This is a genomic window from Paenibacillus sp. JT22N7, from assembly GCF_059383875.1.
Genome location: NZ_JBXENY010000002.1, coordinates 83,203 through 102,557, shown reverse-complemented (window position 1 = coordinate 102,557; position 19,355 = coordinate 83,203). Strand labels below are relative to the sequence as shown.

14 protein-coding genes are annotated in these 19,355 nt (G+C 52.4%); 5 read left to right on the top strand and 9 right to left on the bottom strand.

Features of this window, described 5'->3' with window-relative positions; translation table 11 throughout:
• Positions 1 to 3: 3 nt before the first annotated feature.
• The 3 genes from AC50Y5_RS05145 to AC50Y5_RS05135 all read right to left on the bottom strand — a co-directional run bounded on the left by AC50Y5_RS05145 (position 4) and on the right by AC50Y5_RS05135 (position 4,188).
• Positions 4 to 849, bottom strand: a complete 846-nt coding sequence (locus AC50Y5_RS05145; RefSeq protein WP_056032860.1) for a transketolase — start codon at positions 847 to 849, stop codon at positions 4 to 6.
• Positions 850 to 913: 64 nt separating this feature from the next.
• Positions 914 to 2,347 carry an L-fucose/L-arabinose isomerase family protein gene (locus AC50Y5_RS05140; RefSeq protein WP_056030699.1) on the bottom strand — a complete coding sequence of 478 codons (1,434 nt, stop codon included), beginning with the start codon at positions 2,345 to 2,347 and terminating at the stop codon, positions 914 to 916.
• A 47-nt stretch (positions 2,348 to 2,394) separates the two neighbouring features.
• On the bottom strand, positions 2,395 to 4,188 hold the full coding sequence (locus tag AC50Y5_RS05135) for a DUF5605 domain-containing protein (RefSeq protein ID WP_494858925.1): 1,794 nt from the start codon (positions 4,186 to 4,188) through the stop codon (positions 2,395 to 2,397).
• Positions 4,189 to 4,471: 283 nt separating this feature from the next.
• Here AC50Y5_RS05135 and AC50Y5_RS05130 point away from each other — a divergent pair, with 283 nt between their 5' ends.
• Positions 4,472 to 5,515, top strand: a complete 1,044-nt coding sequence (locus AC50Y5_RS05130) for a LacI family DNA-binding transcriptional regulator (protein WP_200931585.1) — start codon at positions 4,472 to 4,474, stop codon at positions 5,513 to 5,515.
• A 736-nt stretch (positions 5,516 to 6,251) separates the two neighbouring features.
• On the opposite strand, the gene AC50Y5_RS05125 is transcribed toward AC50Y5_RS05130, so the two are convergent.
• The 5 genes from AC50Y5_RS05125 to AC50Y5_RS05105 all read right to left on the bottom strand — a co-directional run bounded on the left by AC50Y5_RS05125 (position 6,252) and on the right by AC50Y5_RS05105 (position 13,737).
• Positions 6,252 to 7,793: a DUF5597 domain-containing protein gene (locus AC50Y5_RS05125; RefSeq protein WP_494858923.1), complete on the bottom strand. Its 1,542-nt coding sequence runs from the start codon at positions 7,791 to 7,793 to the stop codon at positions 6,252 to 6,254.
• A gap of 129 nt (positions 7,794 to 7,922) precedes the next feature.
• Positions 7,923 to 10,562, bottom strand: a complete 2,640-nt coding sequence (locus tag AC50Y5_RS05120; protein ID WP_494858921.1) for a glycosyl hydrolase — start codon at positions 10,560 to 10,562, stop codon at positions 7,923 to 7,925.
• 13 nt (positions 10,563 to 10,575) lie between these two features.
• Positions 10,576 to 11,463, bottom strand: a complete 888-nt coding sequence (locus tag AC50Y5_RS05115) for a carbohydrate ABC transporter permease (protein ID WP_056030709.1) — start codon at positions 11,461 to 11,463, stop codon at positions 10,576 to 10,578.
• Positions 11,464 to 11,475: 12 nt separating this feature from the next.
• A complete protein-coding gene (locus AC50Y5_RS05110; RefSeq protein WP_155972952.1) occupies positions 11,476 to 12,345 on the bottom strand; it encodes an ABC transporter permease in 870 nt (289 codons plus the stop codon).
• A 345-nt stretch (positions 12,346 to 12,690) separates the two neighbouring features.
• Complete coding sequence (locus tag AC50Y5_RS05105) at positions 12,691 to 13,737, bottom strand: 2,3-butanediol dehydrogenase (protein ID WP_056030715.1); 1,047 nt, start codon at positions 13,735 to 13,737, stop codon at positions 12,691 to 12,693.
• Between the two features lie 134 nt (positions 13,738 to 13,871).
• Here AC50Y5_RS05105 and AC50Y5_RS05100 point away from each other — a divergent pair, with 134 nt between their 5' ends.
• The gene (locus AC50Y5_RS05100; RefSeq protein WP_494858918.1) at positions 13,872 to 14,771 is read left to right on the top strand and encodes a LysR family transcriptional regulator; all 900 of its coding nucleotides are present in this window, start codon (positions 13,872 to 13,874) and stop codon (positions 14,769 to 14,771) included.
• Between the two features lie 110 nt (positions 14,772 to 14,881).
• Here AC50Y5_RS05100 and AC50Y5_RS05095 read toward each other — a convergent pair whose 3' ends face one another.
• Positions 14,882 to 15,706 (bottom strand): YheC/YheD family protein, encoded by an 825-nt coding sequence (locus AC50Y5_RS05095; protein WP_494859697.1) that lies wholly within the window; start codon positions 15,704 to 15,706, stop codon positions 14,882 to 14,884.
• A gap of 318 nt (positions 15,707 to 16,024) precedes the next feature.
• Here AC50Y5_RS05095 and AC50Y5_RS05090 point away from each other — a divergent pair, with 318 nt between their 5' ends.
• Genes AC50Y5_RS05090 through AC50Y5_RS05080 form a run of 3 tightly spaced genes read left to right on the top strand, consistent with a single transcriptional unit; the run spans position 16,025 to position 19,282 of the window.
• On the top strand, positions 16,025 to 17,245 hold the full coding sequence (locus AC50Y5_RS05090) for a phenylacetate--CoA ligase family protein (RefSeq protein WP_494858916.1): 1,221 nt from the start codon (positions 16,025 to 16,027) through the stop codon (positions 17,243 to 17,245).
• Positions 17,246 to 17,261: 16 nt separating this feature from the next.
• A complete protein-coding gene (gene sbnA, locus AC50Y5_RS05085; protein WP_494858914.1) occupies positions 17,262 to 18,230 on the top strand; it encodes a 2,3-diaminopropionate biosynthesis protein SbnA in 969 nt (322 codons plus the stop codon).
• Positions 18,227 to 19,282: a 2,3-diaminopropionate biosynthesis protein SbnB gene (locus AC50Y5_RS05080; protein WP_494858912.1), complete on the top strand. Its 1,056-nt coding sequence runs from the start codon at positions 18,227 to 18,229 to the stop codon at positions 19,280 to 19,282. Before sbnA ends, AC50Y5_RS05080 begins: the two co-directional genes overlap by 4 nt.
• Positions 19,283 to 19,355: the final 73 nt, after the last annotated feature.

The window sequence follows — 19,355 nt, the reverse complement described above, 5'->3', positions numbered from 1 at the left end:
CGCTTATTGCACCTGCCCTTCCTGTGAGTAGCTGTTGATGACGGCTTCAAGCTCAGCTAGCGCCTTTGCCAGCTCCTCATCGTTAGGCACATGATGATGCCAATGCGGAACATTTTCAGCAAATGACACTCCTTTGCCCTTCACCGTATTCGCCATAACGAGCGTAGGTTTGCCAGCCACAGCCGGGGCAGACTCGAAAGCTTCTACAAGCGCGTCTATATCATTGCCATCGATGGAGACGACATGCCAGCCGAAAGCGGCCCATTTTTCCTCCAATGGCTCCAGTCCCATAACCTCTTCCGTCGAACCGCTAATTTGCAGCCGGTTGCGGTCGATAATGCCAACCAAATTGTCGAGCTTGTAATGAGCGCCAGCCATCGCCGCTTCCCAGACCGAGCCTTCCGCCTGCTCGCCGTCGCCCATTAGGCAAAATACGCGGCTCGCTCTCGCATCCTTCTTCGCAGCAAGCGCCATGCCTACCGATATCGCCAGCCCGTGCCCAAGCGCTCCCGTATTCATCTCAATGCCTGGCACTTTATTGTTCGGATGGCCGATGAGCCTTGTTCCAAACTGGCTAAACGTCGCAAGCTCCTCCTTCGGGAAAAAACCGCGGTCAGCCAAAATGCACCATAATGATTCGACAGAATGCCCTTTGCTTGCAATAAAACGGTCGCGCTCCTGCCATTTTGGACGGGCCGGATCAATCGTCATAATTTTATAATATAAGGCCGTTAAAATATCCGTATTGCTCAATGAACCGCCCGTATGTCCCGTCTTTGCGCCATGAATCATGCGCAGCAAATCCATCCGGATTTGTGCTGCTTTGCTTTTGAGCTCCTTGCTGCTCATGCTTGCGTTGCTCCCCATCGCTAGCCCTCCTCGTTGTTTTCCTCCGCGTTGCCTTCTATCCCGATTACAAGCCTGAGCCGCGCAGCCATGCCTGAATTTCCCGCTCTGTCGGATCAACCGCATCTGGCTTCAAGCCAGGAATATATTGGCACGCTTCATACAGCGCTGGAATCGCATTGGCGTGAATGCCGACGGAGTGGTGAACGTAAGGGCCTTTAACCAGCTTTTCTTCCCATAGCGGCCAATCGTTAACCTCGACCCATACATACGAACCGCGCGTATAAGGTCCCTGAATCCCGCGTGCTTTGCCCAAAAACAGCTGGTATTCGCCGTGGTCGCCGTCGAAGCGGGCAAGCGTCATGCCGCCGCCTTTAATCTCTCCTTCATGTGTTCCCGGCGCATGATCGTCAAACAGAAAATGCTTGCGCAGCTTTGGCTTGTTCTCGACAGACAAGGAAACCGGGAAGTTGCCGCAATGGAAAAGCAGCTCGCCATTGGCGTTTTCCGGGTGGCGCACAGTCAAATCCGCGAAGAAGGTTGGATGCTGATTCATCGTTGCAGCTTGCACCATGACTGACGTAATAGCGCCGTGAATATCTGTCTCACAGGTAACCGGAATTTGCTCATCGGTGAGGATTGCATTGGCTAGGCAAGGCATAATGCCCATCGCATCCTGAAGCGAAGACCAGCATTGGATTGCAATCGCTGTGCTGCCTGTCTGCACCGCATATTGCTTCATCGCTACCTTAAGCGCAGCAATACGGCGCACATCGGCTTCCGTCACTTCCGACCAGTCGAGCTTCGCTTTAATGTAGTCGATCGCTTGCGCCAGCTCGGAGCTATTGCCTTTCTCAATGCGCTGCGAAGCGCGCTGAATATCGACGAGCGTAATCGGATGAATTTCAATGCCGAACCGCTCAAGCAGCTCGCCTTCATTGCACATCATCGTCCAAAAGGAAGCAGGGCGCGGCCCGATTTGCAAAATTCTTAAAGAACGAAACTTACGGACCACATTGGCCGCGGCGATAAAGTTCGTGAACCCGCGCTCAAACACCGGATCATCGACCCTTGTGTTCGTTACATAGGTGAACGGCACGTTGAAGCGGCGCAGCACCTTGCCGGAAGCGAATAGTCCGCACTGCGTATCGCGCAGGCGCATGCCGTCCTCAAGCGGCGACTCATCGCGCGGGCCCCACAGCAGCACCGGCTTGCCGAGCGCCTTGCCTACGCGGGCAACGGTATCCTCCGTGCCGAAGTTGCAATGCGGGAAAAAAACCGCATCGACATTTTCACGCCGGAAATGCTCTGCAATCTCCTCCGCATTAATATGATCATCATAGAGCAGCCCCTCGCTGTTGAGACCCTCCAGATCGACAATGTCAATATCCATGCCGAAGCTTTCGATTTTTTCCTTAATGAGCACCTTATACCGAAACGCATCCTCTGCACTAAAAACAAACCGCCTTGTTGGCGCGTAGCCAAGCTTCAACTTTTTCACCGCTGACTCCCCCTTGTTGACTCATAATGAACGATTAGGCCAAGCTATTATCCATTCGTATTTGCACGCTGCATTCGAATCGCCATATATGGCCTGCCCGGCAGCTCAATGCGAAACGTTCCTTCATAAATACCAGCCTGCTTGGTCACCGTCATGTTCCACGTATCCAGCACTTCCACCTCATACGCGATGCCCGGCTTCATCGTAAAGTTCCGATAGCGCGGCTGATTGAAGCCGTAATAAAACAAATAATAAGTGTCGGCAATGCCAGCCGATGGTGCGTCCCACTCGGATCGCAATGGATTTAGGCCCTGCTCCGGCCCTTCCTCCTGCACTTTTTTCAGAAAGGCAATCCGCTCTGGGCTTGTGCCATGCAGCTTGCCGCCCTTCGACCACCACAAAATGTCCTCCGGGTGCAAATAAGTCTCTCCATGGCCGACATAGCCGCCGCGAACCGCACCTTCCCAGAAGCGGCGCACCATTTCTTCGCCCGAAATATTGCCCCAGCCCATATCGATATCGCCTTCATAGGCACATTCGTCAATGACAATCGGCTTATTCCAGTCCTTGCGCCACTGGTCGGTGTTCTCCGCTGTCCGGTACACATCCACTCGCTGAACGCTGCAATGCGTCACCCAAGGTCGGGTATAGTCATAAAAACCGAAGCAATTATGGATGGAAATGAGATGCCCGTATGGATCATTATCCGTAACGATCTGGGCAAAACGCTCCCAATCCGGCTCCTCCTTCGCCCACATCAGGTCATATTCATTGGCGAGCGACCACCAAACGTTGCGGTAAGCCGCTAAACGCGCTGTAATGTAGCGCAGGTAGCGGTCATCTGCCGCTTTCGACATTTCGGAGAAGCCCCAGCGATCATACGCATGGAACAAAATCAAATCCGCCTCGATGCCCAGCTTTCCTAAATCAGCGATCCGCTGTTCCAAATGGCGGAAATACGCCGGATTAAAGCGCGTGAAATCCCATTGCCCATCTGCCAAACGCTCATACGGATAAAGCGGCGGTTCATTATCATTAAATAGGTAGGCTTTGGGGAATACGCACATCCGCAGCTTGTTGAACGGCGTCTGCGCGAGCGTGGCGAGCGTCTGCTCCTCCAGCTCCTGCCCCTGATGCGTCCACGCATAGCAGGTAGTTCCTACAGGCAAATAACGGCTGCCGTCCTCGTAGGAAAAATGATACGTGTCCGCTACCCGCACCGGACCGTGGTTGCCGGTTTCGGCGCTGCGGCAGGCGAAGCTGCCGGCAATGCCGTTCATGGCGCGGACGCTGCTGCTCGTGCGGTAGCGCCACTCGCCTTCGGCATCGGGCATGAAGCGCACGCGATAGATGCCGTCTCCGTCGTAGAAGCCTTGTGCGGTCAGGCTTCTGTTTCCTTGGCTGAACACGGCGCTGAGAGTCGCGTCCGTGAAAGGGTTGCCATGAGCGGGGCCATGCAGCTCCAGCTCATAAACGGCCCAGCGCGCGACTTCGCTCTGCGCGAGCAGCTTCGCCGACCCCTCAGCCTCTAGCGGTGCCTCGTTCGGCAGCTGTGCTGCTGAAGCTTCCTTGCTCACCGTATCTAAAGCAGAAGCAGCCTCCTGCGCCGTTTCATCCTCAATTACGTATTCAATGCCAGCAAGCTCAGCCAGCACCTCCGCCACCCATTCCGGTGAGCGCATTAACGCTTGGTTTGAGGTTGCGAAGCGCGGCAGTGTGTTCATTTTTATAAAAGAAAGATATGGCGAATGCGCAAGCTCAGGAGCATGCTTCAGCAAAACCTTCCGTCCCTCGGGGCTCGCCCAAATGTATCCGATCTTCGTTTCCTCACTAAAAATCATCCTCGCATCCTCCTATTGGCTGCTGCTTCTAGCCTATTATAAGTTTAGCGAAACAAACTAAACTAAAACGAAACTTTTGATGGACTTTTCCTGCATTCATATTCCCAATTTAGCAGCAAAGCTGCGACTAGTCAATAAGTTTATATAAATAAAACGCTTTAATTTAGTGTGTTAACTAAATTATTTAGCTAAACCACGAATGTCCATTGCTTTTAATGCCCGCTGGATATACACTAAACTTACTAAACAAACGGCTTAAAGCTCGAAGGGAGAATCACTTATTGTGAAAATGGAAGACATCGCCGCCCTTGCCGGCGTTTCGAAATCAGCAGTTTCGCTTGCCTTCAGCGGCAAGCCGGGAATCGGACAAGAAACCCGCGAGCGCATTTTGCAGGTTGCCAAGGACAATGGCTATCTGCCTAAAACACGAGCCGCACAGCCGGAAGCCGCCAGCAAAACGCTGACCTTTCTCGTTTTAGCCAATTCTGGCATCGTACTGGAGCAATATTATCAGCAGCCTTTTTTCCGTGAGCTCATTCATTACATAGAGGTACGCTGCCGGGCCAAGGGCTATTCACTGCTGTTTACGTCAATTGACGTCAACGCTTTTTCCAGTGACAGCCATGCCTTGGCGGAGGATATCCGCAGCGATGGCGTCATTTTGCTCGGCACGAACCTCGATAGAGAGCAAATTGCCAGTTTGGCTGACCGCTTGCCCGCACAGCTCGTCGTGCTTGATACCTGCTTTGAGACGCTTCCCGTCCATTTCATTACGATCAACAATGTGATGGGCGGTTATCAGGCGGGTGAGCATCTATGCCAGCTTGGCCACGAGCATATCGGTTATTTGGCATCCAATGTGCGGATTAGCAATTTTGATGATCGGCGCAAAGGGTTTATGTCCGCATTAGAGGAGCGGGGACTGTCGATCGACGAGAAAGACATTTTTTCCGTCGCCCCGACGATAACCTCATTTCAGGAGGAGCTGAAAAATCAGCTCGCGGCCTATCAAGCGGCCGGACGCCAGCTGCCAACCGCCTTTTTCTGCGAATGCGACTACATCGCGATCAGCGCCATTAAGACGCTGACTGACCTTGGGTTCCGCGTTCCCGAGGACACCTCTGTCGTTGGCTTCGACAACATTTCTGAGGCGCGAATTGTTTCACCAGAGCTCACAACCGTTCATGTTGAAAAAGAACGCATGGCCCATCTTGCCGTCGATTTAGCCATTGAAGCCATCGAACAGGACCATGCGGTCAAAACTAAAATTGCCGTCGACACGCAATTTATCGTCCGCCATTCATCCAGCGCGCCATCCTATCGATGACGAATAGCCCTTCCAGGAACGCGTTAAGCGGAAGCCAGGAGGGCTATTTTTTTTATATTATTTTGCATATGCATGATTAAGCAGCGCTTGTTTAGATCAACTGAGGTGTGTATGCAAAACATAGTCTACCTAATGCTGCAAGCTTATAGCCTACTGAGGTCGATCTCATCTCACGATTCAATGGTGTGGAAACGCAGCCTACGATTGATGCTGAGCTCACGCAGTTCCGGTCGAAATGCTCAGACCTTTTTGCGAGGACTCAGGTTCCGCTATTCAGGCTTTTGACCCGATTTCAGGTTCTACGCGGACAGGAAATCCGTTATTGCCCTCATTTTCCCGTCAAAATGGCTATTTCAAGCGCATTAGCTGCTCCTGAGTCCGCAAACGGTGCCATACCCTGGATTCTGTTGAAATAGCGGCTGCTGTGTCCGCCAAGCCACTCCCTTACGCACGATTTAAATCCCTGAAACAAAAAGGACGAAGCTATCTTTCTGCACGTATGGTCATTGGTGAAAAGAACGAGCAATCTTTCGACACGTATGCTCGCACTGATGAAGAGAACGAAGCTATCTTGAAGTAAGTATGCCCGCTTTGATAAGGAGTAGCACTCCCGGTAACGGAAATACGTTTGGCGCTAAATTCGATCAGCAGTTGGCTTTCTTACGTTTGCATAGATGCCCTAGGTACAGCGACGATTTTGTTTGTACATATCAAGCTTTATTTGTACGTATAAGCCTTATTTATACGTATAAGCCTCAATATATAGCGCCGAGGCATAATCGCCTACCGCAATGCGATACGCAGACTCATCACCGTTCAGCACTCTGCCTCGAACCCACTCATTTTGCTCGAATGCTCCTTCCTCCACGCGGATCAAGCCGACCTTCGCGCGTTCGCCCTGTTTGGGTAGAAGCTCCACCGAAAAACCGATCCCCGCGAAAATAAAACGATCCTCGGACAGCTCAATGATGAGCCCGCCCGCTGGAGGCGTCCCTTCTGCCGGCCGTTTATAGGACAGCTTCACATCGTAGCGGGAAAAGGGAAGAATGCAGCCGCCATCGTTTTGCTGGAGAAAGCCGGTCATTTTTCCCGTGCCGCGATTTTGCTGAATTAGCCCGAGCATGCCGCCAAGCAGCTTGTAGCTTGCCGCAAGGTACGGGCCTGTTCCATTCACGACAAACCCGGAAAAATCAATATTCAGCGCCATCATAATGCTGAAATCTGGTCCGCCGCTTGCAGCTTCCTCAGGAAAAAAGCCTTCTATGCCGAACGGCGCAAAGCCTAGTGCATCGTGCTTGCCCATAGCGTAAAACACATTGGCAGCTGAGGAAACATCGCGCCGCGCTTCAGGGATGAACAGCGGATTGCCATCCTGCGTGTACTCTTGGCATACGTCCGCAAAGCTGGACAAATAAATATCCGGTGCGTATAGGCACAGGGTTGGTGCCGCAAGCTTCCACATTTTCATCACCTTGGCGACTGGCCCGCCGCTCGGATACGTGCCTGCCCGCCATGGATATTGCTCCAGCCATGCGTTGACGAACATCGGCAGCGGATATGACTCACTGCCTGCGCTCGCAATGCGTTCAACCGCAAGCGCGTAATGGTACGCCATGAACCATTCGCCTGCATCCGTTCCAAAAGCCCGCTCCCAGCTGCCCTGCACGCCATAACCCTCAGCTACCTGCGTAGGCACAGCCGCTTCAAATCCAGCGTTCGCCGCTGCTGAATAATCCCGTTCACTGCCTAGAAAGCCGATTTCATTTTCCACCTGAATCATGATTACGGTGTGGGTTCCCTCATCAAACGCTTTAAGAAACGCCATCAGACGCTTGAAAGCTGCCGCATCAGCCGTTACCGCCGCTTCGCACAGCGGAGAAATCGTATCCGAAGGCGAGCCATCGGCATAACAGGCACGGAAATACGTCGCATAATCCCGTTTCACCCAGCTCGGCACATAGCTGGACTTGCCATTTTTCCATAAGCCGAACCAAAGGAGCACTAAACGAATATTTTCCGCACGAGCCTGCTCAATTAACCCCTCAACGAGCGAAAAATCAAACGTGCCCTGCTCTGGCTCGATTAATTCCCAATAGACCGGGGCAATAATCGTATTTAAATTCAGCTTGCGAACTTCTGGCCACACTTTCTCCTGCATATAGGCAAGATTTGAAGCGCTGGAATTATGAATTTCCCCGCCAAGCGCAAGGTAAGGCTCACCATTTACGTACAAAGTGGATGTTCCATTCTCGCTCACTAAATGAGGGATTTGCTCCATAGTGTCTAGCTCCTTTCGGTTTAACCATCTAAGTATAGAACGCGGCGAAAAAGGAGCCTTACTCCATCGTTTTCACCACGCTTCGGTTTACTGCTCTACAAATTTCGCTGCTGCCTTGGCCCTTAGTCCTTACCCCTTCGGCGCTACAAGCAGCTGTACGGGCCCAATCAGGCCACCGGGCTCCTGCTGCATAAAACGCGAGAAGAAATCCTTCTGCTGCTTGCCCAGCGTATTAGTCACTTCAATGACAAGCCGGTTCGTTCCCGGCTTAATGGCCATTCCAGCTGCAAAGCGATAAGGCGGGGCAATCGCCGTACCCAGCTTCACGCCATTCACCGCTGCCTCCGCCGTTTCAAACGCCGCACCCAAATCCAAGTACAACGGCTCGCCCTCGCCATCCCAATCGAATGCAAGCTCATAACGGATCGTTCCGGTGAAATCCGGCAGCCGTTGCGGGCCGTTGATATTTTCCAGCTCGCTCAGCTTCCCATAGCTTTCAAATACCGGATATTGAAATGAGCCGGAGGTTGAAACCGTCCATTCGCCATACAACTCTATCGGCACACATGCTGTATAATTGGGCAGCGTCTGCACCGTCGCTTGCGGCAGCTCTTCGCCAGACAGCACGATCAAAGTCTCGTAAGCACTCAGCCTAATTCTCAGGCGGTTCACACCATCTATATGTTCCACATTCGCATCGCTCAGTTGATTGTCAAAGGCGTTATAAACCATCATCCGCGCAGAAGTTTGAAAGCTGACAACCGTATCCACAACCTCATAAGGATGCTCGTTGAAAAAGAAATAAACATCGCTGTCCTGATGTCCATAATGGTAATAACGCAAGTACGGCGCGGCATCCGCCGTCTCAATATCGTACAAACCTTCATCGCGCAGCGTCGCCGCAAGCTCTGCAAGCGGAACAATTGCTGCGTGTTCCAGCGCTTTCAGGCGCTTAAGCTCCGCCGCTTCTCCGCCTCCCTCAATGGTGCGGGCAGGCAGCCCATCTACAAACAGCAGCTTCAGCCCTGCTTCAGCCAGCGCTGCCAGCTGCTCCACGAGCACTGCCGGCAGCGCTTCAGCATAAGGCACGATGAGGCATTGATACGCCTCATTTCCCACAAGCAGCTCGCCGCCGCTCACCATGGCAGCTCCTGCTGCCAGAACATCAAACGGAATGACATCGCAATCGATTTGCGCCTGCATCAGTGCCTTAATCGGCTTCTGAATCAGCATCGCCTCAGCGCCTGACCACTCCGCATCCGCATGGTATAGCACCGCCGCCGTCGCATAATGGCGTCCTCCGTTCAGCAAATGGCTGATGCGGTTCGTATAATCGTTCAGCTGGCGATAATAGCGATATTGCGGATTTTCGCCGCGTGCATACAGATGCGGCGGGCAGTCGGCATCCGGGAACTCTTTTTGCGAAAAAGCATGGGGTACGAAATAGTTAATGCCGCGAACGAGCATATGGTCGGTCAGCCATTTCATCAGCTTGAGGCCTTCGCTCCAGCCGTAGGCGCCGAATACTTCGCACATCGCCCGGCCCTTTTTCTTCGGATCGATATGCGCCAGTGACGAGCCAAGCTTCGCAAGGGCATAATGGAAAAACTCGCTGTCCGTTTCCCCGGCGATCCATGTAAACGGCACCTCGTCAAAACCCGGCATAATTTGATGCAGCACAACGTCAATGCCCGCCATATCCTGGCCCCACATCGAGCGGAAGAAATGTCCCGGCCCGCAGCCGAGCCGCGCATGCACATTGTTGTCTTCAATGATATGACCGATATATTCGACGCCGCGCTCGCGGCACCAGTCGCCCAGCTTGCCGCTGAAGTGCTCGGCATACAGCTTGCTGACCGTATTCATGAACGTATAGCGCAGCGCCTCCGTCTGCTCGCCGCCCTCGTACCAAAGCAGCGGCAGCAGCGCCGCAGCAGGCTGCCCGAACTCGGCGGACAGCAGCTCCAGCATGTCGTGGCGCCACGGCAGGACGATACCCTTTTTGCCTAATCGGGAATTGAAGTCAAACGTCGTTTTATCGTTGTAGAAGCCCGGCTCATCAGAGAAAAAACCTGCCAGCGTCTTGCCGAAATCATCCCGATACCGCTCGTAATAGCCCTCATAAATCGCGTCGATTAACACCTGCGTAGACTCCGGCACAATCGGATTAATATAGTTCCGCTTCGCTTCCTCCGCACCTTCCGCCGTCTCAATCAGGACGAAAATGCGCCAGAAGCCTTCGGGAATATCCCAGTAAAGCACGCTATTTTGCACGCTGGACGTCAGCTCGATAAATCCGCTAAGCTGCTCAGCGCCAGTAACGCCTAGTTTCCCTCCACGCTTAACCGCCACAACCGCGACCAGCTTATCGCCCGGCTGGAGCAGCGTATTGAGCAGGAAGGAGGCTTGTGGAGCCGGGCCGACAGCGTCGATATGCCGCTCCGCCAAATACGTTCTGCGCAGCTCAGCCGGAGCTTCCTTCAGCTTGCCTGCTGCATGTCCGGTCGGAAAATGATCGTCATCGAAAAACCACACCTTCATGCCGCGGCTGCGCGCCTCGTCCATAATAATATCGATATCCCGCCACCAGCCGGGACCAAGCATATCTGGATGCGGGCGCGATTCCACGATGACCGCCTTAATGCCTGAAGCATATATTCGCTCCATTTCCTCGCGGATCTGCCCTTCCTCCTCGCCGCGCTGCCACAGAAGAGGCATAATGTAGTTTTCTTCCTCTCCTGCAAGCACATGCCGTAAACGTTCCGCCATCGCCGTCGTCCCCCTATCCTTTTACCGCCCCGATTGTAATGCCTTTAACAAAATATTTTTGGAAAAAAGGATACGCGATAAGGATTGGAATAACGCCAACTACTGCAATCGCCATCCGCACGGTGCCGCTTGGCATTTTGGCCATGCTTTGACCTGCATTGGAGCCAAGGCCGCTGTTCGACAGAAATTGAATGTCCGTCAGTATCCGGTTCAAAATGTTCTGAATGCTGAACAGCTTCGGATCTGTTAAATAAACGAGCCCGTTGAACCAGTCATTCCAATAGCCAATCGTCTGGAACAGGCCAATCGTTGCCAAAATCGGCAGCGACAGCGGCAGCACGATCGAACGGAACGTTCTGAATTCAGTTGCCCCGTCAATGTAAGCCGATTCCAAAATCGGGACAGGAATGGACGTAATGAAAAACGTGCGCATGAGCATAACGTTAAAGCCATTCATCAGGAGGCCCGGAATAATGAGCGCCCAGATCGTATTTTTAATATCGAGATATTGGGTGTAAATGAGGTAAGTCGGCACAAGCCCGCCGTTAAACAGCATCGTGAAAAAGACGAAAAACGCCAGTGGGTTGCGCAGCGGAATATCTCTTCTCGACAGCGGGTAAGCCAGCATAGATGTAATAATTAAGCTGACCGATGTACCTAGAACGGTAACCAGTATCGTAATGCCATAAGCCCGCAGCAGCTCCTGCGATTGATCAAGCAAATAACGGTAAGCCGTCAAGCTGAATTGTTCTGGAAAAAAGGAATAGCCATTGCTGATAATTGCCTGCTCATCGGTGAAAGAAGATATAACCAGCAAGGCGAAGGGCAGCAGGCAGGCAATCGATACGGCCATCATAAACAGGTTCGCTGACCACTGCCATAATTTATTTTCATGCGTCATGTCATTCACTCCTTAGAATAATGCGTTGTCTTTGTTGATTTTGCGTACAATGTAGTTGGCTAGCAGAACCAGAAGGAATCCGACCAACGATTGATACAAGCCTGCCGCAGAGGACATCCCGATATCACCGAGCTGCATTAAGCCGCGATACACGTAAGTGTCAATAACGTTTGTCGTATCGCTGAGGGCGCCTGCGTCCATCGGAACTTGATAAAACAAGCCGAAGTCGGAATAAAAAATCCGGCCGATTGCAAGCAGCGTCATCATCGTAATCACTGGCGAAATGAGCGGCAGCGTAATCGATTTAATTTGCTGCCATTTGGATGCGCCATCGAGCGTTGCCGCTTCATAATATTCCTGATCGATTCCAATAATCGCCGCCAAATAAACGACGCAGTAGAAGCCCACGCTTTTCCACACATGCACAATGGTTAAAATATAGGGCCAGTATTGCGCCTCGCTGTACCAGGAAATAGCGTCGAGTCCCAGAAACGGCAGAACCGTCTTGTTCATAAAGCCCGTTTCAATGCTAAGCACCGCATAAACCAAATAGCTGACAATAACCATGGATATGAGAAAGGGCAGCAGCACGACGCTTTGATAAAAGCGGGCCATAATTTTACTGCGAATCTCATTGAGCAAAATCGCTATTCCTACCGCTATGACCAAATTCAAAATGATAAAGCCGCCGTTATACAAAATCGTGTTCCGCGTAATGATGTAGGCATCTGTCGTTTTGAACAAATATTCGAAGTTTTGCAGCCCGATCCATTCGCTGCCCCAAATCCCTTGTGCAAAATTGATGTTTTTGAAGGCGATAATGAGGCCGAACATCGGTGCATAATTGTTAATGATCAAATACGCCAGCCCCGGAAGCATCATCAGAAACAAAGGCAAATAGCGCTTGAACTGTTTCTTTTTCACGTTTGATTTGGCAACCTGCTTTGCCTGCTGGGGAGCTGCCGCTGCCACTGTCCCTTTATTTCCCGTCGTTTGTTCCATAGGTGAACCCCTTCTTTCTTCAGCATGAGCTTGTCGCTGTCTTATACTTTGATGATAGTGCATGCGCCCTTGCGCCCTCTACCGCTCAGACGACTTCTCATTTGCACTATTACGACGCTCCTGCTCCACCATTGAGAGCCTCGTGCCAGCCAAAAAAACAAATAGGCTGTTCCAAGGCCCATTTGCATGACCTTTGGAACAGCCTATTTGTTTTTAATAATAGAATCAGGATTGGGTATGAATCAAAATTTTAGCCTGCGCTTTGTCTTTGATGAGCAGCTCCAGACCTTCCTCAACGAGGTTGTCCAGCTTGATTTTTTTCGTAATGACCTTCTTCACATCAAGGCGGCCCGAAGAAACCATGGCGATGACCTCTGGGAAAATATGATGGTAGGCCAGTGACGTTTTAATCGATATCTCTTTCACCAAGATGCTGTTCACATCCAAAGTAACCGGGCTGGCATAACCGGCAATAATGAGCAGCTGCCCGCCTTTTTTGATGACCTCAAGAGCACTGGTAAATGTCGCTTGTGCGCCTGCTGCTTCAAAGGCCACATCGACGCCGTTCACATGCTGGGCCAATATTTCTGTCGTTGCATCTGCTTCCAAGCTGTTCACAACCGAGGTTGCGCCAACTTCAAGCGCTTTGCTTAAACGTTCCGGCGAAATATCTACAGCCATAATGCTCGCAGCTCCAGCCGCCTTCGCTGCCATAATCGTTAACAGCCCAATTGGGCCCGCCCCGTAAACGACGACCGAATCACCGATCTTCAACTGGCTCTCCTTAACGGCATGAACCGTTACGGCAGTTGGCTCCATCAATGCCCCTTCTTCAAGTGTTACATTATCTGGAAGCTTATGAGCTTTGCTGGCATTTGCGACTGCATATTGAGCAAATCCGCCGTCGTCCTGCAAGCCAAGGAAAGCAAACGGACTAGCCAGATTGTATTTGCCTCGCTGTACATAATAATCATCTTCGGCATACACAATCGGCTCTACAGCTACGCGGTCCCCAACAGCCAAATTGGTTACTCCTTCGCCAAGCTCGGTCACAACGCCCGCAAACTCATGGCCTAGCACAAGCGGAAGGCCGCGTCCTGTAACGGGATGAGGCTCGGCCGATACGCCAAACCCATGATGGTAGGCATGCAGGTCGCTTCCGCAAATCCCGGCCCATTCCACCTTTATTTTCACTTGGCCTGCCGCAGCTGCAGGCTCGTTCACATTTTCGATACGGACATCTTTAGCTCCATAAATAACAGCAGCTTTCATAAACAGCATCTCCTTTAGCAACAAAATGATAGCGCTTATATTGCCTTACCGCTATTGTACTCCTGTTGTTAAATTAAATATATTTAATTATACTTACATTTAATTAAGCAAAACTTATGTAAAGGAAGCGACCTATGAACCTTGAGCAGTTGATGTATGTCGTCGAACTAAGCAAATCCAAATCCTTATCCGAAGCAGCGGCGAATCTTCATATTTCCCAATCTGCCCTCAGCCAATCCCTCACTAGTCTTGAAAAAGAACTCGGGCTGAAGCTGTTCAAACGTGCCCGAACCGGAACCTTGCCTACTGCTGAGGGTGCAGCCATTATAAAAAAAGTGCATGAAGCAGCCAAAATAATCGAGGAAATCCGCCTCGAAGCCGCTAGCAATCTGAGCAGCCTAAGCGGCGAGCTTCGCTTGTCCACGATGCCCGCCCAAATGAAGACGATGGTTAAAGTGATCGCCTGGCTGAAAAAGGAGCATCCCGCTCTCCGCATCGAGGTAACGGAGGATGGCTCATTGAATACGCTTGGCAGCGTGCGGGAGGGGATGGCTGATCTCGGCATGATTGCCATGCGGGAAGACAAGCTGCCGATAGACGGTCTCTCGTTTCATTCACTGTGCAAGGGAAAAATGGTCGCACTCATTGGCGCCCAATCTCCGCTTGCCTCCCGAGCTACCATATCGCCGGAGGAATTGCGGCAATACCCATTCGTCCTGTACAAGGACGACCACGTCGACCAGTTCATCCATGATTTTACCAGGCAGCACGGGCCCGTGGAGGTGCTGTTTCGAACCGATTACGATGTCGCCATTCAAAGCGCTTTGCTGGAGGGGCTGGCCGTCTCGATCGGCCACGACTATTCCTTTAGGCAAAACGCCAACGAAACGATCCGGCAATTTGCGATGCTGGAAATTGAAGATTTTTTTCAGCAGCCTGTCCACTTTGGCTGGGTTCGGGCGCAAAACCGGCCGAATGCGCCGGTGATGGATTATTTTATCAATCGCTTTGAGCACGAATATACGTTCAAGTAGGCCACTGCCGTGGGAAACAAGCAGGCTGAAAAAAAGGCCTTACGCCTGGCCTGCCTCCTTGGCAGGCCAAACATAAGGTCACCCGTTCGCGATAGACACGGCCTCCTCGCTTATTTTCCGCGCTTCGCCTTGGTGCATTTCAGCTGGTAGGTTTTTCCGTAGGCTTTGCCATACCGGACGATACGGCGCAGCATGGACTTATCGGCAAGCAGCGAGAACGGGCAAACGGCCGGCACGGTATTCACCTCTAGAATCCATGGCTTTAGCTTCGCATCGATGGCAAAGTCGAGGCCCAGTTCCTTGATGCCGGGAGAAATGCCGCGCAGCAGCCGCGCTGTACGAAGGCCAAGCCGATCCATGCTTTTCAGCAATTTCCAGCGCCCTGCTGGCCCAGCATGTGACTTAAGCACTTGCACGGTCGAATAGATCGAGCCGCCTTGGCTGCCATTTGTTACAATTTTGCCCGGATGGGCCGCTCTGCCAAGCGTCCCGGTCGCTGCCCAGCCGCCCTGCGGTGCGCGCTGCACCATAAGCCGAATATCGAAACGGCGTCCTTTATGCTTTAGCAGGCGAATGCCCTTCTGCACCAAATATCGCTTCCCCTTCATTTCCTTATGAATCGAACGGTAAGCTGCCTCGTAAGTGGTGAAGGTCGATTTTTTCGAACCTAATTGATACGTGTACTTCGCCCCCAGCTTCTGCATCTTCATGACCCCGCGCCCCTGTGAGCCATGTGACGGCTTCACATAGACCATTCCGTATTGCTTCAGCATGCTGCGCAAGCTGTCCTTCGTCGCCAACTTTGTCCGCGGGATGTGCTTCTTCAGCATTAGATCCTTCCGCATCGCAATCGTTTTGCTCCACTTACCCCCAATAATTCCACCTTTAGTACGTACACTTTTGCTTCCCTTGCCACTATGGCTCCTTGCTCGCAAACCCTTCGCTAACTTTCTGTTCCTCGTCACTTTACCCCTCCATTCCAATTCTCTATTAGCATACGAACCTTTTCAAAAATGGTTGTAGGCCGCTGTCGGCATAGAACGAACCATCATGCTGCGGCTTCATATGCTTAATTAAGGCAGCCTGTCAGAATGTTTGTTCGATTCTAAGAATTTATAAGTTTCATCCTTATATCCGCTTAGAATTCTAGGGCAAAGCTCTTCGCTCGTCCCAGAAGGACGACAAAGTCGTTTTTGCTTCGATTCCCAATACGTGACCGCCAGCGGTCCATTAGTTAGGAGGCATATGCATAGATGGAGCCAAAACAGACGATTCAGCAGCAGCTTGCTCTTATTTGCCATTTTCATCCTTGGTATGGAGAGCTGCTTGCAGAGCGAGGCATTGATCCAAACGCCGCCATACTGCCAGAACTGCCGCTGATGACGGCAGACAGGTTGGAGGCGCATTATTTCACGCAGGAGCTGCGTACGGAACCCGGGCTCTCCGTGTACCGTACGTCGGGAACGTCCTCCGGCATACGCAAAGCGATTTATTATTCTCCGGAGGATGACGAGCAATATATCGCCAGCAAAGCGGCCTGCTTCCGGGAGTGGCTGGCAAGGGGCCCGGCAGTTGTCACAAGGGCGCTCGCCGATATGGGAACGGGACATGCGGCTAGCACCGCCATTACGATTTTTCAGCAGCTTGGCTTCCAAGCAGACTCGCTTTCCTTCGCCTTGCCGATAGAGGAGCATATCAAGCGCCTCGCCACTTTTCGCCCGCAGCTGCTGTATACGATGCCTTCCATTCTCGATGCCATCGCTGCCGCCGCACCAGATCCGAAGGCCTTCGGCATACAAAAAATCATTATTGTCGGCGAAATTGCGCCGCCAGCCTGGCAGGCCAATATCGCTGCACGGTTCGGCATCGGCGCGAGCGATATTCTCGACACCTACGGCTCCATAGAGATCGGCGCCATTGCTTCCTACTCTCACGAGCATAGCGTTTATGTGCTAGATGCTGGCATTCATGCCGAAGCGCTCCGCGCAGACGAAGTAGATCCACGCTTTGATACGCTCGATGACAATGAAACGGTGCTTGTGCTTACGTCATTTAAGCGTACCCTGTTTCCCGCCGTCCGTTATGTCACCTACGATGTGGTTAGGGATTTCGGCACTGTCACGATTGATGGACAGGTAAGGCAAACATTCAGCTGTATCTCGAAACGGATCGGAACCGATCTGAAGCACGGGGAAAAAATAAGCCTCTACGACATCGAAAGCGTCGTCCAGCAATTCGTCAATGACGCCGAGCTGCGCGTCCGGCTGCAGGGCAATAAACTGTCCATCCATATTCGCAGCAAAATTTTGGAAGATAGCATGCTTGCCGTTATACAGCAAGCCATTGAGCAAAAAATTGAAGCGATTGGCCAAATGATTCGGGGTCGCATGCTGTCCGGCATCGTGGTGACGCGGGCAGCGGAGGATGAGACGCTTGAGCGGGGAGCGGTCAAGTCGAAAAAACTTTATTTTTAGGAGGCGGTAATCGCCCATGAGAAAAGATTGGCTTTCTTGTATCGGTCAGACGCCGCTCGTCCAGCTGTCAAAGCTGTTTGCGAATGATCGCGGAATTACCGTGCATGCCAAGCTGGAAATGCTTAACCCGAATGGCAGCGCGAAGGACCGCTCCGCCGCTCGCATTATTGCTGCGGCCTTGGAGCAGGGCCGCATCGGGCCCGGCTCTGTCATCGTCGAATCCAGCTCGGGCAATATGGCAATCAGCCTCGCCGCGATCTGTTCCTATCTCGGAATGCGGTTTATTAGCGTCGTAGACCCTAGAACGACGCAGCAAAACATCCGCATTATGCGCGCTTATGGCGCCGACATTGAGCTCGTTGAGGAGCCAGACCCAGACACGGGCGAGTTTCTGCCTGCCAGGCTGAACCGCGTTCAGCAGCTGCTTGCCGACATTCCGGGCAGCTACTGGCCGAATCAATACAACAATGAGCATAATTATTTGTCGCATTATGAGGGCACCATGCAGGAAATTGTCCAGGCGCTGGGCCGGGTTGATTATGTCGTTGGCGGCGTCAGCACCTGCGGCACCATGCTCGGGTGCGCGCTGTATGCCCGCGACCATAAGCTGGATACGAAAATTGTGGCGGTCGATGCGGCGGGCAGCGTTATTTTTGGCGGTGTCAGCGGGAGCAGATTGTTTCCGGGCCTCGGAGCCGGTATCGTTCCTCCGTTCGGGCAAAGCCGATTTATGGACTATGCGATAAAAGTGAACGATGCCGATATAGTTGCTGGCTGCCAGATGCTGGTGAAGCAGGAGGCGATTTTGGCCGGGCCATCGTCCGGCGCCGTTATTTTTGCCCTTCAATCGATGATGCATGAGCTGCCAGATGGCTCTGTTTGCACCGTTATTTTACATGATCGCGGCGAACGCTATATGGATACGGTCTACAATGATGATTGGGTTCAGCAGCAATTCCACCATGAGGAAGGGGAACGAGCTTGATTTACCTTGGGGAAAAACATATCCGTGCCGTTGGACTCCATTGGCAGGAGCTGGCGGATCAGATTGAAGATGCGGTGCATGTAATGGATAGCGGCGATTATGCCCAGCCGGTAAAGCCATATTTGCGATACGGCGGCCATGCGGCAAACCGAATCATTGCCATGCCCGCCTATGTCGGTGGCAGCATGCGTACAGCCGGCATAAAGTGGATTGCCAGCTTTCCTGGCAACCTTCATGCCGGACTGCCCAGAGCGCACAGCCTGCTGGTGCTGAATGATGCAGACACGGGCAAGCCGTATGCGATTGTCCATGCACCGCTGCCGAGCGCAGCAAGGACAGCTGCCGTTAGCGCTGTGCTGCTTCGCCAATATTTGCGTGCGCGCAGCGCGCAGCAGCCAAGCAAGCCGCATCGCATAACGCTCGGCATTATCGGCTTCGGCCCAGTCGGCCAGCTGCATTACGACATGTGCGGGCAGCTGTTCGGCGAAACAATCGATGAAGCTTATGTTTATGACATTCGCGGAGTTGAGCTGGACGATATCAACCTTGCCGCAACTACTGCTGCCGATGTTGTCAGCACTGCTGTCACCGATGCCGCCGCTGGTAAGAAAGTCGGACTACGTGGACGAACGAAGGTGGCAGGCAGCTGGCAAGAGCTATACAGCCGCTGCAACGTCATTATTACTTGTACGGTAAGCGACAAGCGCTACATTGATCTTCCGCCCCTTCCAGGCAGCCTGCTGCTGGACGTTTCGCTGCGCGACTACACCGCGGCAGCCTTGAGCAGCGTAAACGCCATCATCGTCGATGATTGGGATGAGGTATGCCGGGAAAACACCGACATTGAGATGCTCCATAAGGAGCGGGGGCTGGAGAAAGAAGGTACCCGCTCGCTCGCCGATGTCGTATGCCGCAGCGCGCTTGCTGGATTCGATCCGGCTGAGCCCGTTCTATTTTGCCCGATGGGAATGGCCGTCTTTGATATTGCAACAGCGAACTATTGGGTGCAAAAGGCTCGGGAGCTCGGCATTGGTCTGGAAATCGAAGCGTAATCGGTAAAATACAAGCAACCGCCAACCCTCACGAGGAGGATTGGCGGTTGCTGTGTTTGTGCCAGATTGCTTT

What these genes read in the sequence shown, in the direction of transcription:
- AC50Y5_RS05090 (WP_494858916.1), top strand. Translation starts at nt 16,025, where the DNA reads ATGGAGCCAAAACAGACGATTCAGCAGCAGCTTGCTCTTATTTGCCAT.
- AC50Y5_RS05135 (WP_494858925.1), bottom strand. Translation starts at nt 4,188, where the DNA reads ATGATTTTTAGTGAGGAAACGAAGATCGGATACATTTGGGCGAGCCCC.
- AC50Y5_RS05110 (WP_155972952.1), bottom strand. Translation starts at nt 12,345, where the DNA reads ATGATGCTTCCGGGGCTGGCGTATTTGATCATTAACAATTATGCACCG.
- AC50Y5_RS05115 (WP_056030709.1), bottom strand. Translation starts at nt 11,463, where the DNA reads ATGACGCATGAAAATAAATTATGGCAGTGGTCAGCGAACCTGTTTATG.
- AC50Y5_RS05120 (WP_494858921.1), bottom strand. Translation starts at nt 10,562, where the DNA reads ATGGCGGAACGTTTACGGCATGTGCTTGCAGGAGAGGAAGAAAACTAC.
- AC50Y5_RS05125 (WP_494858923.1), bottom strand. Translation starts at nt 7,793, where the DNA reads ATGGAGCAAATCCCTCATTTAGTGAGCGAGAATGGAACATCCACTTTG.
- AC50Y5_RS05105 (WP_056030715.1), bottom strand. Translation starts at nt 13,737, where the DNA reads ATGAAAGCTGCTGTTATTTATGGAGCTAAAGATGTCCGTATCGAAAAT.
- AC50Y5_RS05145 (WP_056032860.1), bottom strand. Translation starts at nt 849, where the DNA reads ATGAGCAGCAAGGAGCTCAAAAGCAAAGCAGCACAAATCCGGATGGAT.
- sbnA (WP_494858914.1), top strand. Translation starts at nt 17,262, where the DNA reads ATGAGAAAAGATTGGCTTTCTTGTATCGGTCAGACGCCGCTCGTCCAG.
- AC50Y5_RS05100 (WP_494858918.1), top strand. Translation starts at nt 13,872, where the DNA reads ATGAACCTTGAGCAGTTGATGTATGTCGTCGAACTAAGCAAATCCAAA.